The sequence below is a fragment of the Minwuia sp. IMCC3009 genome (assembly GCF_029909415.1).
Lineage (GTDB): Bacteria > Pseudomonadota > Alphaproteobacteria > Minwuiales > Minwuiaceae > Minwuia.
Genome location: NZ_CP123781.1, coordinates 2,609,967 through 2,622,747, shown reverse-complemented (window position 1 = coordinate 2,622,747; position 12,781 = coordinate 2,609,967). Strand labels below are relative to the sequence as shown.

The 12,781-nt window shown below is 64.6% G+C and carries 13 protein-coding genes; 5 read left to right on the top strand and 8 right to left on the bottom strand.

Translation table 11 applies throughout. From position 1 onward, the window contains the following. Nucleotides 1-57: 57 nt before the first annotated feature. The 3 genes from QGV55_RS12285 to QGV55_RS12275 form a co-directional block, all read right to left on the bottom strand. Nucleotides 58-1,434: an O-antigen ligase family protein gene (locus QGV55_RS12285; RefSeq protein WP_281016511.1), complete on the bottom strand. Its 1,377-nt coding sequence runs from the start codon at nucleotides 1,432-1,434 to the stop codon at nucleotides 58-60. 27 nt (nucleotides 1,435-1,461) lie between these two features. Continuing rightward, complete coding sequence (locus tag QGV55_RS12280; RefSeq protein ID WP_281016512.1) at nucleotides 1,462-2,859, bottom strand: undecaprenyl-phosphate glucose phosphotransferase; 1,398 nt, start codon at nucleotides 2,857-2,859, stop codon at nucleotides 1,462-1,464. Between the two features lie 141 nt (nucleotides 2,860-3,000). Then, a complete protein-coding gene (locus QGV55_RS12275) occupies nucleotides 3,001-3,954 on the bottom strand; it encodes a tetratricopeptide repeat protein (protein WP_281016513.1) in 954 nt (317 codons plus the stop codon). Nucleotides 3,955-4,212: 258 nt separating this feature from the next. On the opposite strand from QGV55_RS12275, the gene QGV55_RS12270 reads away from it, so the two are divergent. From QGV55_RS12270 to QGV55_RS12260, 3 genes are all read left to right on the top strand, one after another. Further along, entirely contained in the window at nucleotides 4,213-4,977 is a 765-nt protein-coding gene (locus QGV55_RS12270; RefSeq protein WP_281016514.1) for a metallophosphoesterase, read from the top strand. An 88-nt stretch (nucleotides 4,978-5,065) separates the two neighbouring features. Further along, the gene (locus QGV55_RS12265; RefSeq protein WP_281016515.1) at nucleotides 5,066-6,391 is read left to right on the top strand and encodes a hypothetical protein; all 1,326 of its coding nucleotides are present in this window, start codon (nucleotides 5,066-5,068) and stop codon (nucleotides 6,389-6,391) included. Between the two features lie 63 nt (nucleotides 6,392-6,454). Continuing rightward, nucleotides 6,455-7,291 (top strand): methyltransferase domain-containing protein, encoded by an 837-nt coding sequence (locus tag QGV55_RS12260; RefSeq protein WP_281016516.1) that lies wholly within the window; start codon nucleotides 6,455-6,457, stop codon nucleotides 7,289-7,291. Between the two features lie 11 nt (nucleotides 7,292-7,302). On the opposite strand, the gene QGV55_RS12255 is transcribed toward QGV55_RS12260, so the two are convergent. The 4 genes from QGV55_RS12255 to ftsE are packed head-to-tail and all read right to left on the bottom strand — an operon-like array spanning nucleotide 7,303 to nucleotide 10,159. After that, entirely contained in the window at nucleotides 7,303-8,034 is a 732-nt protein-coding gene (locus QGV55_RS12255) for a lysophospholipid acyltransferase family protein (protein WP_281016517.1), read from the bottom strand. Then, nucleotides 8,031-8,624, bottom strand: a complete 594-nt coding sequence (locus tag QGV55_RS12250) for a YdcF family protein (protein ID WP_281016518.1) — start codon at nucleotides 8,622-8,624, stop codon at nucleotides 8,031-8,033. The genes QGV55_RS12255 and QGV55_RS12250 overlap by 4 nt, the downstream gene beginning before the upstream one ends. 5 nt (nucleotides 8,625-8,629) lie before the next feature. Next, on the bottom strand, nucleotides 8,630-9,484 hold the full coding sequence (locus QGV55_RS12245) for a hypothetical protein (RefSeq protein ID WP_281016519.1): 855 nt from the start codon (nucleotides 9,482-9,484) through the stop codon (nucleotides 8,630-8,632). Continuing rightward, the gene (ftsE, locus tag QGV55_RS12240; protein ID WP_348637699.1) at nucleotides 9,485-10,159 is read right to left on the bottom strand and encodes a cell division ATP-binding protein FtsE; all 675 of its coding nucleotides are present in this window, start codon (nucleotides 10,157-10,159) and stop codon (nucleotides 9,485-9,487) included. Nucleotides 10,160-10,346: 187 nt separating this feature from the next. Here ftsE and QGV55_RS12235 point away from each other — a divergent pair, with 187 nt between their 5' ends. Together QGV55_RS12235 and QGV55_RS12230 are read left to right on the top strand one after the other, a co-directional pair. Next, nucleotides 10,347-11,249, top strand: a complete 903-nt coding sequence (locus QGV55_RS12235) for an MJ0042-type zinc finger domain-containing protein (RefSeq protein WP_281016521.1) — start codon at nucleotides 10,347-10,349, stop codon at nucleotides 11,247-11,249. A 73-nt stretch (nucleotides 11,250-11,322) separates the two neighbouring features. Further along, a complete protein-coding gene (locus QGV55_RS12230) occupies nucleotides 11,323-11,682 on the top strand; it encodes a response regulator (protein WP_281016522.1) in 360 nt (119 codons plus the stop codon). 8 nt (nucleotides 11,683-11,690) lie between these two features. Here the strand turns inward: QGV55_RS12230 and QGV55_RS12225 are convergent, their stop codons facing one another. Then, a complete protein-coding gene (locus QGV55_RS12225) occupies nucleotides 11,691-12,566 on the bottom strand; it encodes an SDR family oxidoreductase (RefSeq protein ID WP_281016523.1) in 876 nt (291 codons plus the stop codon). Nucleotides 12,567-12,781 lie beyond the last annotated feature (215 nt).

The following is a 12,781-nucleotide window of genomic DNA, read 5'->3' as shown; positions in this document are numbered from 1 at the left end:
TGGCCGACGACGTGAAGATTTGCGGGCCAGGTCGGCGGGATCGCTGTCAGGAAAGGCCTACAGCCTGTTGTGCCGTCCGCCGCCGGTGGGGAAGGCCTGGGCGTAGCCGATGCCGAGGATGGTGGCGTACATGATGGCGACCGCCGGAATCTGCAGGCTGAAATCAACGAGGGAGTGCAGCGCGACGAGCGCTGTGGCAGCGAATCCTATCGCCGGGTAGGACGCGTCCTGCTTGCGTCTTCGCATGCCTGCCAGGCTCGTCAGGGCGATCCCGCCAATGACGACGACCACCACGATCAGGGCCGGAATGCCCGCATCGGCGGCGAATTCGAGATAGCTGTTGTGGGCCTTGGAGATGGAATAGACACCGCCGAAGTCAGCATTCTTGTAGCGCTGGAAATAGCTCTCGAAGGCACCCGCACCATGCCCGGTCAGGGGTTCGTCGGCGATGGCGCTGATGGTGCGCTGGAACAGCCAGGTGCGACCGCCCAGCTCGCCGGCCTCCGCCTTGTCGACCTTGCGTTCGAAGGTGCCGGTCCCCGCCGCGAACAGCAGGACCGAGGCGGCGAGTACAACGCCACCGGCGACCATGCCCCAGCCCGGAATGCGCCGCCAGCGCCACAGGTGCGCCACCACCAGGGTTGCCATGCCGACGCCGGTGGCGACCAGTCCTGCCCGCGAATGGGTCAGGATCAGGGCGACGCCGATGATGGCCACGGCCACCAGGATCAGGCCGGCGCCGACGCGCGACAGGTCGGTGCGGCGCGTGCGGATGACTGGCTCCGCCTCGTCCCGGCGCAGCATGCGCAGGGCCATGCCCAGTCCTGTCACCATCGACAGGCCCGCGAAGGTGGCAAAGCTGTTGCGATTGACGAAGGTGGAGGTCAGGGCATCGAGATAGGCCCACTTCTCGAACCAGAGAATGCTGTCGGTGCCGAGCATCTCGTTGGCCAGGCCGTAGAGCGCATAGAACAGGCCCACCAGCAGCACGCCGAGACTGAGGGCCTGCGCATTGTCGCTGTCCCGGCCGGTCTGCACCGCCAGCCAGAAGATGCCGCCATAGGCCATCATCCGCATGGCCGTGGAGCCGGTGTCGAAGGGGGCGACGGAGATTGCCCCGCGGGTCGGTTCCCCCAGCCCGGCGGCAAGGTCCCAGAACGGATGCCAGAGGAACTGGGGTCCCGATGCCTGGAACAGCAGCCAGGCAATCACCAGCCCCCAGAGCAGTGCCGGCCAGACCGCGTCGCGCCCCTGCAGACGGAACAGGGTCGGGCGGACGGAGGCCAGCAATCCCCAGGCGATGATCAGACCGCCAACAACCAGCGCCATGAGGCTCCAGCTAGCCGGGCGGTTGCTGCCCAGCGGCAGGGGCGCCAGCGCCATGACGAGCAACAGGCTGAACAGCATGAACCTGTCGATCAGGATCGTCATCATCCTGCCCGGTACTCCGGGGCCTGTCGGTCAGTAGGCATTCTGGTTCACGAAGCCCACGAACAGGGTGCGTACCAGGATCTTCAGATCCAGCCACAGGGACCAGTTGTCGATGTAGTAGAGATCGTACTGGACGCGCATTTCCATCTTGTCGGGGGTATCGGTCTCGCCCCGCAGGCCGTGGATCTGGGCCCAGCCGGTGATGCCCGGCTTCACCTTGTGGCGTCCCAGGTACTGATCGATGATGCCGGCATATTCCTCGTTGTGGGCGACGGCATGGGGGCGGGGGCCGACCAGCGACATGTCGCCCTGCAGCACGTTGAACAGCTGGGGCAGCTCGTCGAGGCTGCTCTTGCGCAGGAAGGCCCCGATGCGGGTGATGCGCGCATCCCCCTTCGTCGCCTGCTTGCCGCCGCGCGTGTCGCCGACGTCGTTGCGCATGCTGCGGAACTTGTAGACCGTGAAGACATTGTTGTTGAAGCCATAGCGTTGCTGGCGGAACAGCGCCGGTCCGGGGCTGTCGAGCCGGATCAGCAGCGCGATCAGCAGCAGGATCGGCGAGATCAGGATCAGGATCAGCAGGGCCAGTATCCGGTCCTCGATGGCCTTGACGATGTAGCTCCACCCGGTCAGAGGTCGTTCCTGCACCACGGTCAGGGGCAGGCCCCCGACATTGTCCACCCGGCGATCGGCCAGGCGATAGGCCAGGGGCTCCGGTGCCAGCGAGACATCGACGGGCGCTTCGCGCAGCCGGTCCAGCACCTTGGAAATCCGCTCCTCCCGCGCCCAGGAGATGGCGACGACGATCTCATCGACCGGATTTGCGCGGACATAGAGCAGCAGATCGTCAAGATCACCGAGAACGGAAAGGCCCGCAACCTCGGTGGCCGTTTCGTCCTCATCGACGGCAAAGGCGCCCACAAGCTGGACACCGCTCTCCTTGCCGCTGGACTGCACATGGCCGATCAGGCGGCGGGCGGAATTGCCGACACCGACCACGACCAGATTGCGCTGCAGCAGCCCCGACCGCTGCCAGGCCAGCACCTGCCAGGTCAGCCACGTGCGGAACAGTGTCAGCCCGACGGATGCGAGCACCAGCCAGGTCGCCAGCCAGATACGGGAATATTCGGCGGAGGTCTTGGAGAAGAAGCCGATCACCAGCAGCAGGACCGCAACCGCTATCCAGGCTCCCAGCAGCCGCGTCAGATGCCCGCCGATGTTGCGGATCGTGTCCAGCCGGTACAGCCCGGCGAAATGAAACGCATTGGCGGCAAAGAACATCGACAGCCCGATGGCCGAGAAATAGATCACGGGCGGATTGGCGGAGTCATGCCGGATCCAGTAGGCGGCCCAGCCGACCAGCAGGATGATCAGCAGGTCCATCACGCGGGTGGAGCCAAGCACGACCGACGGTGAGGAAACCACCATGCGCAACCGTCTGCTCTGTCTGCTGGTCGCCGCTGTCATTGCTTCATGCTGCCCGCATCGGTCAATTTCGGTCTCGGTCGCATCTTATATCGCCAAAATGGCTGCGGTGTCAGTGTTTTGACGGTCGCCGCGCACCTGCCTTCAGGAAGTGGTCGCGGCGTTCAGCCAGGCGTCGCCTTCCGCAATGGCCCTGGCCTTCTGCTGTTCGCTGATCCTGGCGCTCATGGAGGCCATGCCGACATTTCCCTCGATCAGGCCCTTCTGGGCAGCGATGTAGTACCACATGAACGCGCTTCCGAAGTCCTTGTCGCCCAACTGTCCGCGCTCGTAGGCTTTCGCAAGGCGAATGGCACTGGAATCGTTGCGCCGGGCGGCCTTGGTGAACCAGTTCAGGGCTTCCTGATAACTCTGGGGGACGCCGACACCATTCGCATATGACATTGCCAGGTCGATCATCGCGCCCGCGTGACCAAGGTCGGCAGCCGTGCGCAGGTATTTCATGCCGAGTTCCATGTCCTTTTCGACACCAACACCCTCGCGCAGGATGACGGAGGCATTGAAATAGGCGAGATGGAAGCCCTGAGCCGCGCTCTTCTCGAACCACTCCAGCGCGGTGGCGAAGCTCTGCTTCACGCCCTTGCCGTCGCGATAGAGTTCGCCGAGCAGGTTCTCGCCGCGATCAATCCCCGCCTCCGCCCCGATGCGCGCCCATTTCACGGCCTTGGCGTGGTTCTCCTTCACGCCTGGCTCACCGGAGCGATAGATGGCACCCAGCGGGATCGAGGCACCAACCACGCCCAGATCAAAGGCCTTCAGATACAGTTCCTCAGCCTTGGCCGGGCTGTGGACGACCCCGATGCCGTTGCGGTAATGCCAGGCGAGCCTGTTGGTCGCCTGCTTGTGACCCTGGTCGGCGGCCTTCTGCAGCCATTGGGTGGCGCGCAGGGAGCTCTTCTTTACCGCGATGCCTTCCTGATAGATGACCCCCAGGCCGTACTGGGCATCTGCGTCACCGGCCTCGCCAAGCGGTTTCAGCGTTTCGAACTTGACGATCTCCTCCTCGACCGTCTGTGCGACGGTCGGGCCGTACGACATCAGCAAGCCACAGAACAGAAGGATTGCTGTTGCAGGGATTTTCCATCGGTCCATCATGATGCTCCTTGAACTTCCGCGTTCAGTTCAGTGCCAGTTCAATGGCTTCAGCGTGGATTCCGATCCTTTGCCGGACGACCATTTTTCCATTCCCGCAAATCGCAAGATGCGATAGGAAATGCAGGTTGCCGGTCAAAATCCTGCAAGAGGATCAGAACTGCCAGTCATGCCGGATCGAATGCAAACCTCATGCTACCCTGGATGAAACGGACCGAGAGTCCGGTCGAAACCGTGTCCGAGAACAGGAACCGGGTGGCCATGGTGCCGGACGGTTTGCGGGTCTACGCCATCGGCGACATTCATGGCCGGGCGGATCTGCTGGACGAGTTGCATCGCATGATCCGCAACGATGCCGCGGAATGGGAAGGCGACCGGATCATCGTCTATCTGGGCGACTACATTGATCGCGGCATGCACAATCGGGAAGTCCTGGATACCCTGGTACATCACGCGCCCGACGGCTTTCGCTCGATCCATCTGATCGGCAATCACGAAGCGGTCCTGCTGCAGTTCCTTCAGGATGCCGAGATTGCCCGCGACTGGCTCAAGTTCGGTGGCGAGACGACGCTCGCGTCATACGGCGTGCACCTGCCGCGTTCAGGGGCCACGATCGACAGTCTGCTGGAGGCGAAGGCGAGCCTGCAGCACAACATGCCGCCCGAGCATCTGGCTTTCCTGCGCGGTCTGCGCCTGAACTACTGGATCGGCGACTACATGTTCGTCCATGCAGGCGTCCGGCCCGGTGTGCCGCTGGACCGACAGGACGGCAACGACATGATCTGGATCCGCAACAGGTTCCTCAAGTCCCGCGAGGACTTCGGCAAGGTCATCGTGCACGGTCACACGCCGATGCTTGCGCCGGAGGTGCGCCCCAACCGCATCAGCATCGATACCGGGGCCTTCTTCAGCGGCCACCTGACCGCACTGGTGCTGGAAGGCGGAACGCGGCGGTTTCTCAGCACCTGAAACGGGACTGCTGCTGCGTGGTGCGGGACTTGCTTGGTGGGTCGCCACGGGCAAGGGTTGCTTCATTCTGGACCAGAGGCGCATTCGGATGGTTGCGGGCTACGGCGATACAGGGACTGGCAGGGCGGGGGCGGCACGTATCGACCTCGTCGAACTCGCCATGCCCTTTTTCATCGTGCTCGATTTCTTCTACGGCGCTTTCTACAACGCCCTGCCGGACGGGCTCCTGACGCCCATCGCGGCGGCGCTGTTCGGTGGCCAGACCGTGCTTGCCGGTGTCAGTATCCTGGCGCGGCCGAACTGGTGGCGCTGGCGACTGTTCTTCGTCATCACGGCGCTGCCCTTCGTCTGGCTGACCGCGCATCTGATCCTGCGGCAGGAGATCGATTTCCCGCAGATGCTGCGGTATCTGGGCGGCTTCTATCTTGGTGTTCTGGTGCTTGGCCATGCGGACCGGTTTCCGGTGCGTCTGATTGCCTGGCTGGCCTGTGGTGCCATTGTCTGGGTAATGGTGTGGTCGTTCACGCAGCCGCTGTATCTCCATTCCGGTGAGACCGGCGTGGCGGAACCGGTACCCGGATGGTGGGCAAGCGTCTTCGGCAATGGACGGCTGGCCCCCTATCACGGCGGCATCGATAACCCGCATTCCAGCGGTTACATGTCACTCGCCCTCATGCTGGTCGTGCATCAGGCCTGGCTGGCCGGCCTGCTGCGCTGGCAGGTGATGGTGGCCTTCGTCGGCCTGGCGATGGTCTACATCATCGGCTGCTTCTCGACCCAAGTGCTGGTCGGGGCCGTGGTCTACTTCGGTGCCTATGGCATGTTCTCGACCCGGTTCTCTCGCCCCATGAAGGCGATTGTCGTGGCCGCGGGCATTGGTGGCATGCTGTTCATCGTGGTGGAGAACGAACAGCGGAAGGCGGAGGTCCGTGTCGATACCAACGTGAAGATCGAGGAACTGGGCTCCGGTCGTCTCGGCACATGGATGGAGCGTCTGGAGATCATAAGTGCACGCCCGGCGGGCGAGATATGGCTGGGCACCGGGATCGGCTCCGACAACATGTCGTCGATCATCTGGCGCCTGAAGGAGACAACGTCCCACAATACCTATCTGACGATGATCATCGAGAACGGGATCATAGGCTTCTTCGCCTATTGGGGGGCACTGGTGATGATGATGCTGGGGCTGGGCCGCACGGGAATCTGCCTGTTCGCCCCCGTCTTCGTCACCGGCATGATCGGCAACGGTCTGTCGCTGCGGCCCATGCCCTTCATGATGTTTTTCATTGCGGTTTCCATCGCGGTCTGGGCCATGATGCGTCAGGCAGAACGAAGCCGCAGGCTTGCGGAACACCGCAGGCGACTGAAGGAACAACAGATGGCCGAGGTGCTGGCGGGCCGTGACGGTTGGTAGCGACCGTCGCGCCCGGCGCGCGCAGATGGCTGGATTCGGGGATCCGGTCGGGGGGGATCAGGAATGGCAGACGGCAACGCCGATCAGATTGAATACTGGAACGGACCCAGCAGTCAGAAGTGGGTGCAGAACCAGCAGCGCATGGACCGCACACTGGGGGCGTTCAGTCGTCACGTGATCGAGGTGGCCGACGTCAGTCCGGGGGAGAGTGTCCTGGACATTGGCTGCGGCTGTGGCTCGACCAGCCTGGAACTGGGCGCCCGGGTCGGCGCGTCGGGACGGGTGGTCGGGGTCGATGTCTCGCGCCCGATGCTGGAGGTCGCGAAGTCGGTGGCGACCGATATGCCGGTGGAATTCGTCGAGGCTGATGCGTCGAGTCATGATCTCGACCGTGACGCCTTCGACCTCCTGTTCTCCCGCTTTGGCGTGATGTTCTTCGCGGATCCGGACGCGGCCTTCGCCCATATCGGTGGATCCGTCCGTTCCGGCGGACGCGTGGCCTTCGCCTGCTGGCGTCCGCTTTCCGAAAATCCCTGGATGCTGGTGCCGGTGCTGGTGGCGAAGGAATTCGTCCAGCTTCCCGCCCGGCCCGGGCCGGAAGAACCCGGCCCGTTCTCCTTTTCCAACCCGGAGCGGGTCAGCCGGATACTCAGCAGCGGTGGCTTCACCGACATCCGGATCGAACCCTACGATCACGAGATGGTCATGGGAGAAACGGTGGAGGAGGCGATCCAGACCGCCATGGAGGTGGGACCGGTCGGGTCCGTGGCCAGCGAGGCTGATGCGCAGACCCAGCAGGCGCTGAACCAGGCGATGGCGGAAAAGCTCTCGTCGTTCGCCACCCCGGAAGGTGTGCGACTTGGCGCGGCCATCTGGTGTGTCACGGCCACGAAACCCTGATCCGAACGCGATCAGTCTGTTTGTGTTGCTCGGCTTTCGTCTTCCAGGCGGCGCGTTGCCGTCTCGATGTCGGCCTGCAGGCGGGCATGGAATGCCTTGCGGTCCAGACCCGGGGGAATCGGTTCCAGATACTCCAGCACGATGGTTCCCGGGCGCTTGCGAAAGGCGTTGCGGCCCCAGAAGAGCCCGGAGTTCACCGCGACGGGTATCACGGGGATGTCGAGGTGCCGGTACAGCGCGGCGGCACCCGGATGGAAGTTACCGCTTTCCCCCGGCGCGACACGTGTCCCCTCCGGGAAGATGATGATGTGACGGTTCAGGTCGCGGGCGGCGGCGGCGCTGTGCAGCATGTTCTTCAGCGCGCTCGCACCCGCGCCCCGGTCGATCGGAATCTGGCGGGTGTGGCGGCAGTACCAGCCGTAGACCGGGATGCTGAGCAGTTCGCGTTTCATGACCACGGCAGGGTCCGGCACCTCCAGATGCCAGATGATCGTGTCCCATGCGGACTGATGCTTTGACGCGATGATCGCGGGACCGGGGGGCAGATTGTGCTTGCCGCGAACTTCGTAGCGCAGGCCGACCAGCCAGCGCATGCCGAAGTTCACCCCCCGTGCCCAGACCCGCTGGCCGAACATCACGGCCTGCCTTGGCAGGGTCAGCGCCGGAATGAAGAACAGCAGGGCCACGATGGTCCAGCCGAAGAACCAGATATTGAACAGGGTGGCCCGAACCAGTCCGATCATCTGAGCCTCACGTCGCCGATGTCGGCGGTCAGGCGGGCACGCAGCAGGCTGAAGACATACTTGTGATATTCGACCACCAGCCGCAGGAATGTCCGGCGGTCCTCCGACCAGCGATCCGGGTCATCGGTGCCGGCGCGTGTCGGCCATGGCTCCAGCCGGAAACTGGCCGTCGTCCGTTTCAGTTCCACCAGACTGCGCGGCATGTGATAGGCGGCGGTAACGACGATCAGTGACTCGACGCCTTCCCGAATGGCCCAGCGGGCAATTTCCTCGGCGTTGCCAACGGTGTCCAGGGCATCGGGCCCCAGGGTGACGCAGCAGGCGATCAGCGCCGCCGAGTCCGGATAGGCCCGGGCCAGCGCCGCCTTGTCGGTGCGGGTGTCGACGCCGGAGATCAGCATCCGGCGGCTCGGGTTGCGGGCCAGCAGTTCCAGCCCCTCCGTCACACGTCCCTGAGAGCCGGTCAGCACGACAATCGCATCTGCCGCGACATCGGTCTGCCGCATGGTCTGAATGTCGCCGACGAAGTGAACCAGGCCGCCGAACCAGAGGGCCACCAGAACAAGGATGATGCGGAACAGGGTCTTCATGCGGCTCACCAACTCGCGCGGAGCAGCTTCAGCACGGTGACACGGGCCGTGAATGTCGCGACAAGCGCAACGATCAGAGGCAGTGCGGCGATGGCCAGCCAGCCTGCCAGTGAAGGTGTCAGTCCGTTCAGCAGCGCCGCGCCCTGCAGACGTGCGGCTGCCGTCGCGAAGAAGATGACGATCAGGCCGGGTACCGTCCCGGCAATCCCGCCGACCAGCGCCAGCCGCAGGCCATGCCGCTGGAACCGTTTCGCGATGTAGCCGTCAGCAGCCCCGATCAGTCTCAGCAGATCAACGGTCTGGCGCTGGTTCACCAGGGCGGAGCGGGTGGCGAACACGGTCACCAGCATGATGGCCCCGACCGCCACCGCCGCCAGCACCCAGGCCACCAGCCGCGCCAGCCCGGCAAGGTCCTGCAGCGGGGCAAGCCAGGCGTCGGCGGAATCCAGCGTGATCTCCGACCGGTCGGCGATCAGTGCACGCAGTTCGGTGGTATTCGCGCCGGGCTTCAGTCTGACGTCGATCAGGGCGGGCAGGGGCAGCAGGGCGGTGTCGACCTGTGCCACATCCCCCAGCCAGGGCTGCAGCATGCGGGCCACCTGTTCCCGTGGCAGGTGTTCGATCCGGCTCACGGCGTCCAGCTGCGCGACCTGATCGACCAGTGCCGGGATGTCGGTGTCCCCGGTTGCCACCCGCAGGGTGACCTGGTCGCTGGCCGCCCGGCCCCAGTCCGCAGTCATGGAGGCGAGGGCGAAGGCCGTGCCCAGCGCGATCGCGCACATCAGCGACAGCGCCGCGACGATCCAGGGGACGAAGCGGCTGGAGGGGTCTCTATCCAGTGACAATTCGGAGACGGACATTCAGGCCGTTCCCCCCGATTCGTGGGTCAGCCGTCCATCCTCCAGATGCAGCAGCGGATAGCCATACTGTCCGGGCAGGGAGAGATCATGGGTCGCAATCACGATGGTCGTGCCGAGGGAGTTGAGCTTCACGAACAGGCGCATCAGCCGCTCCCCCATTTCCTGATCGACGTTGCCGGTCGGCTCGTCCGCCAGCAGCAGGCGCGGGCTGGAGATGACGGCGCGGGCAATGGCGACGCGCTGCTTCTCCCCGCCGGAGAGGGTCGGCGGGCGCGCCTGGGCCTGCTGTCCGAGGCCGACCCAGTCAATCAGTTCCCGAACGATCTCGTCGATCCGTTCGGCATCCATGGTGTTGGCGACCTTCAGCGGCAGCGCCACGTTCTCCTGTGCCGAGAGATGGTCCAGCAGGCGGAAATCCTGAAAGACCACGCCGATCCGGCGTCGCAGCACGGGCACATCCCGTGCCGGCATGTCCTGCATGTCGTGGCCGAACACCCGCATCAGACCCCGGCTGGGGCGGCGGCTGAGATGCAGCAGGCTCAACAGCGACGACTTGCCTGCACCGGAGCGTCCGGTCAGGAAATGAAACGACCCTTCGGCGAGTTCCAGATCGAGGTCGCGCAGGACTTCCGGTCCGGTGCCATAGCGCAGTCCGACATTGCGCATGGCCACCAGCGGTTCGCCGGTTCCGTCTGTCCCCTGCTGTTGCACGTCTGTCTCGCCTTGCCTGCGTTGAACTCATTCGGGCCTGCTGTGAGACCCGCGCGGGGGTCGCCGCCTTGAACGGCGGATCATTCAGTGCCTATATGGCCTGATCGCCCGGCTGTCGACCGGGTTGGACGACTGGCAGACGAGCCCGCGAATGATATTGACCTGTCCAGCCTGCGCAACGCGCTATGTGATTGGCGACGATGTGTTTCAGGCAGGCAAGCGCGAAGTGCGCTGTGCACGGTGCAGCCACCGCTGGACCACCGACGGCAGTGATGCGGTCGAAGAGGTCGATGCGCGCATGGACATGCAGAACGAGGCCCCGAAGCCCAGGGCGGAACCGCCTGCGCCTCCGGCAGCGTCCGAACAGGTTGGCTTCGGCCTCAATGACATGCCGGGAATGGATACTGCGGAGCCGGAGGAAGACCCGGAGGACGCGGCACCGGACGACGCCCCGCCAGAACCGGCGGATGACGCGGCACCCGCCATGCCGGTGCTGGCGGCTGAACCGAAGCCCGAAAGCATGGAGAAGGCCAGGAAGCCGAAGAAGGCAGAAGCCGACAGGAAGCCACGGGCAGGGCGCAGGCGCACGCCGGTATGGGTCTGGATCGGCTGGGTATTCCTGCTGGGCTGCATCGGCGGTCTGGCGGCGGCGCTGGTGCTGATGCGCGGCCCCCTGGTGGAGGCATGGCCGCCGCTGCAGCGGCTCTACGACACGGTCGGCACCATGGCTCCGGGTATCGTGGAGAACGCGCATGAGGCGGCGGGCGTCGAACTGGCGGTCGAAAGCTCCGAACTGGTGGATGATCACGGCGCGCGGCAGTTGAACCTGCTGATCCGCCTGACCAACAACACCGGATCGCGGCAGTCACTGCCCATCGCCGTCGTGCATCTGCTGCGCGCCGACGGGGAGACCGAGAAGACGGAACGGATCAGGCTGCCGTCCGACGAGCCTCTGGCCCCGAAGGAAAGCCGTGTCATGGCCCTGCGGCTGAGTGAGGTTCCCGCCGACGTCACCAGCGTCCGTGCCGAAAGCGAAGCCGGATCGGACCATTGAGAATGGCCCGCTTTCCAGCCTGTCGGGCGGGGGCTATCATGAGACGAGGCTCGGAATTCAGGGTGCGATAGCTATGGCAAGGGTTCTCGTCGTCGATGACGAACCGGACATCAGGGATATTGTCTCGCGCGCCCTGCGTCATGCGGGGCATGACGTCGATGTTGCATCCGACGGCGCGGCGGCACTGGAACGTCTGGAGCAGGACAGCTACGACCTGCTGCTGACCGACATCGTCATGCCGATCATGGATGGTGTGGCGCTGGCGCTGAAGGCGGGCAAGTCCTGGCCGGACATGTGCATCCTGATGATGACCGGCTATGCCAACGAACGCGATCGCGCCCACAATCTCGACCTGCTGATCCACGACATCGTCGTGAAGCCCTTCACGGTCGACGAGATCATCCTGAAGGTGGACGACGCCCTGCAGGGATGAGTCTGTCTCTAGTCCTCTGACGCTCCGGTCAGCATGCGCGGTGCAGTGTAGCGGTGGAAGCCCTGGTAGGGCTTGGCGCGGTCGTGATCCGGGACGGTCCAGTCCTGGCGGATCGAGAGGCTGGCACCATGCACGTAATAGCTGGCGCCGGTGACGTAGGATGCCCCCTCCGACAGCAGGAAGCAGATGACGGAGGAGATTTCGGATTCCGTTCCCATGCGCTTGAACGGCATCTTCTTCATGTTCTCGCGGAATTTCTCCTGCATCTCCGGGCTGTAGGTATCCATGCCGGATGAGGCAATGTAGCCCGGTACCACCGCATTGATGCGCACACCGGACGGTGCCCATTCGACGGCCAGGGTCTCCGTCACGCTCATCATGCCGGAGCGTGAGGCGCCGGTATGGACCATCGCCGGGGTGCCGCTGGTCGGGTCGGCGACGATGTTGACGATGGCGCCGCCATGCTCGCGCATCCACTGCACGAAACACTGGCGCGCGGTCGTGAAGCCGGAAACCAGGTTGTTGCGGACGACGGTCTCGAAACCCTTCTGGTTCATGTCTGCCGCGGGGCTGGTGAACTGCCCGCCCGCATTGTTGACCAGACCGTCCACGCGACCCGTGCGGGCGATCACGTCGGCCACCATCGCCGTCACCGCCTCCTCGTCACGCAGGTCGCAGGCATGCGTGATGGCGGTGCCGCCATCCTCCGTGATCTCTGCCGCCACGGCCTCCAGCTTCTCGATCCGCCGCCCGATCAGCGCCACCGTGGCCCCGAGGGATGCCAGCTCGTGCGCCGTGCAGCGCCCGATGCCCGAACCGCCGCCGGTGACGATGATGGTCTGTCCCGCGAAAAGCCCTGACCTGTAGATCGACCGGTAACCCATGACGCTTCCTCCCCATTCCGCTGTGCATGTTGCGGCCAGCTTCGGCGATTGGGGTCCGCTTTGTCCATGGTGTCGGCCGCTGCCGGGTCATGCGGCCAGCGCGGGCGGAATGCTGCGTTCTGTCGGTAGCGACAGCGTCGAAAATGCTCCGGGACAGCCCCGGCGGGGTCCTGCTTCAGGGTGATCCGACCCGGCAAAAGGTTAATGCCGACGGT

Coding starts and splice junctions, on each gene's coding strand:
- QGV55_RS12225 (WP_281016523.1), bottom strand. CDS start 12,566: ATGGGTTACCGGTCGATCTACAGGTCAGGGCTTTTCGCGGGACAGACC.
- QGV55_RS12280 (WP_281016512.1), bottom strand. CDS start 2,859: ATGGTGGTTTCCTCACCGTCGGTCGTGCTTGGCTCCACCCGCGTGATG.
- QGV55_RS12250 (WP_281016518.1), bottom strand. CDS start 8,624: ATGAAGACCCTGTTCCGCATCATCCTTGTTCTGGTGGCCCTCTGGTTC.
- QGV55_RS12265 (WP_281016515.1), top strand. CDS start 5,066: ATGGTTGCGGGCTACGGCGATACAGGGACTGGCAGGGCGGGGGCGGCA.
- QGV55_RS12260 (WP_281016516.1), top strand. CDS start 6,455: ATGGCAGACGGCAACGCCGATCAGATTGAATACTGGAACGGACCCAGC.
- QGV55_RS12275 (WP_281016513.1), bottom strand. CDS start 3,954: ATGTCGTACGGCCCGACCGTCGCACAGACGGTCGAGGAGGAGATCGTC.
- QGV55_RS12270 (WP_281016514.1), top strand. CDS start 4,213: ATGAAACGGACCGAGAGTCCGGTCGAAACCGTGTCCGAGAACAGGAAC.
- QGV55_RS12285 (WP_281016511.1), bottom strand. CDS start 1,434: ATGATGACGATCCTGATCGACAGGTTCATGCTGTTCAGCCTGTTGCTC.
- QGV55_RS12235 (WP_281016521.1), top strand. CDS start 10,347: ATGATATTGACCTGTCCAGCCTGCGCAACGCGCTATGTGATTGGCGAC.
- QGV55_RS12230 (WP_281016522.1), top strand. CDS start 11,323: ATGGCAAGGGTTCTCGTCGTCGATGACGAACCGGACATCAGGGATATT.
- QGV55_RS12245 (WP_281016519.1), bottom strand. CDS start 9,484: ATGTCCGTCTCCGAATTGTCACTGGATAGAGACCCCTCCAGCCGCTTC.
- QGV55_RS12255 (WP_281016517.1), bottom strand. CDS start 8,034: ATGATCGGACTGGTTCGGGCCACCCTGTTCAATATCTGGTTCTTCGGC.